This is a genomic window from Ferroplasma sp. Type II (assembly GCF_000496155.1).
On the sequence record NZ_KI542823.1, the window covers coordinates 1 to 1871 of the forward strand.

At 39.0% G+C, this 1871-nt stretch carries 2 protein-coding genes; one reads left to right on the plus strand and one right to left on the minus strand.

Annotation, left to right across the window (positions count from 1 at the left end; all coding sequences use genetic code 11):
- The coding region (locus AMDU4_RS13155) for a sodium:solute symporter (RefSeq protein ID WP_021788422.1) at positions 1–1332 on the plus strand (1332 nt) is incomplete at its 5' end.
- A 6-nt stretch (positions 1333–1338) separates the two neighbouring features.
- Here AMDU4_RS13155 and AMDU4_RS13160 read toward each other — a convergent pair.
- On the minus strand, positions 1339–1686 hold the full coding sequence (locus AMDU4_RS13160; protein WP_290705478.1) for a hypothetical protein: 348 nt from the start codon (positions 1684–1686) through the stop codon (positions 1339–1341).
- Positions 1687–1871: the final 185 nt, after the last annotated feature.

Here is a 1871-nt window from a genome sequence, read left to right on the forward strand (position 1 = left end):
TGGGGATTTTATACAGCATATACCCTAATTGCCGTACCAGGAGCCGCTGCCACCGCAGGAATAGGAGGGGGGGCTTTTGCAATGTTTGCAATAGCCTACGGTGTAATGATATACCCCATAGTATATGTAACCATGCCTAAGCTGTGGAATGTTTCAAAGAGGCGCGGGTATATTACTGCAGCAGATTTCGTCAAAGATCGTTTCTCATCAAGGTTCCTTGCAATGCTTATAGCACTGACAGGTGTTCTGGCCGAACTGCCCTATATAGCTTTGCAGATTACAGGAATAAAATACGTCCTGGCCGCCCTGGCACTTCCCATAACGGTGAGCCTTATAATCGCATTCCTTCTGGTTGCTGGCTTTACATTTGTTAGTGGATTAAGGGGGCCAGCACTTACAGCCATAATAAAAGATGCAATTATATGGGTTGCTGTAATAGTAATCATAATATATATACCCATTAAATTGGGCGGTTTTGGTGCAATTTTCGGCAAGGCAGCAACAATAAGTCCACATCTTCTAAACATTTCGCCTGTAATAGATGTAGGGTATACCACACTGGCACTTGGTTCTGCACTGGCATTATTCCTTTATCCACATGCCATTACTGGTACTCTTGGTGCAAAGGACTCAAAAACTATAAGGAGAAATGCCTCACTGCTTCCACTTTACAATGTGCTGTTAATGTTCGTTGCTATAATTGGAATAATGGCAGTGGTTTACTTCAATGCATATCCAAAGGTTAGCAGCGAGGCTCTACCTCTATTAGTGCTTCACATATTCCCCGCTTCGTTTACTGCCTTTGCCTTTGCTGCAGTAGTTGTGGGAAGCATAGTGCCGGCATCCATAATGGCTCTGGCATCTGCAAATCTGCTGACAAGAAATGTGTACCTTGAGTATATAAATCCTAATGCATCAGATAGAGCCCAGACAAACCTTTCAAGGGTACTCGTTATTGTTGTAATTATCGGTGCACTGGCATTCTCCCTGGTACCTGCAGCTTCGGGTGAAATTGTTTATCTTCAAACAATAGGCGGAGCCTTTATAATGCAGACACTGCCAGCAGTATACCTTGCCCTATTCACCAGAAAACTGAATAAATACCCGGTAGCAGCAGGGTGGCTTGTTGGCCTGACTACCACAATAGTCATGCTTGCAGAGCTGGACTTTACGAGCTCCCTTTACAAGGACTTCCATTTCGTCTATATAGGGGTATTTGCACTATTGTTAAACCTCATAGTTGTGGGAATAGGCATGGCCATAATGAAGGGAATGAATAAAATGAAGGATGAAGGAATAATAGATAACTCTGAATTCGAGGACATCGAATAAATTATTTTATTTTTTATTATTATAAAGCATAATTTTTATTTTATACCTTACACAGTCCATAAAGCGGTTGTGGTGATCATTTCTCTTCTTAGCTATGTAGTCAAGAATTCTAGGATCATTTAAAAGGTTATTAATATCCATTTTAACTAATAGTTTAATCTCCCCTGTATCCGGTATATTATTTACCTTTCTTTCTCTTATCAACTCACTTATATATGGATCAGTCTGCAGTATCCATTCCTTAATGATTTTTTCTATCTCATCCTTTTTAATTCCCAGTGTTTTTGCTATCTGCTTTACCGGTTTGTTGACGCACCTTAATCCTGCAACTGCCTCTTCAAGTTTCTGGTTCATAAGACATGATACATTGTGCATACAAATATTTACGTAAATCAGTATTTTGAGGGATTTATTATATTAATTTATACAATTTCTATGTATGGATATAATATATATTTAGTAAGGTCTTTATAATTTTATAGGTTATACATTTATGAAAAAATTATTGGCAATTGTGGTAACCGTAATTTTTGTTGCAC

What these genes read in the sequence shown, in the direction of transcription:
- AMDU4_RS13160 (WP_290705478.1), bottom strand. Translation starts at nt 1,686, where the DNA reads ATGAACCAGAAACTTGAAGAGGCAGTTGCAGGATTAAGGTGCGTCAAC.